Source organism: Pseudomonas sp. PS02288 (genome assembly GCF_029959715.1).
Lineage (GTDB): Bacteria > Pseudomonadota > Gammaproteobacteria > Pseudomonadales > Pseudomonadaceae > Pseudomonas_O > Pseudomonas_O kuykendallii.
Genome location: NZ_JASCPA010000154.1, coordinates 1 through 246, shown reverse-complemented (window position 1 = coordinate 246; position 246 = coordinate 1). Strand labels below are relative to the sequence as shown.

At 66.7% G+C, this 246-nt stretch carries 1 protein-coding gene; it reads right to left on the bottom strand.

All coding sequences use genetic code 11. From position 1 onward, the window contains the following. Positions 1–246: contractile injection system protein, VgrG/Pvc8 family (locus QMX85_RS23470; protein ID WP_282344973.1), on the bottom strand; the 246-nt coding region annotated here is incomplete at both ends.

The following is a 246-nucleotide window of genomic DNA, read 5'->3' as shown; positions in this document are numbered from 1 at the left end:
CCGGCGGCGCTGTGCTCGAAGTGGTAGTGGATGCCTTCCTCTTCGCACAGGCGCTGGACGAAGTGCAGGTCGGACTCGTCGTACTGGGTGCAGTAGAGGCGCTCGGGATAGGACGCGCTCAGCCCGAAGCGGTAGGCGCCGGCGAGGATGCCGTGCTCCTCGAGCACCTGGGCGACGATCTGCGGCACGCTCAGGTGCTGGAAGATGCGCTGGTTGATCCGATAGGCCAGGTACGCCAGCTGCGGC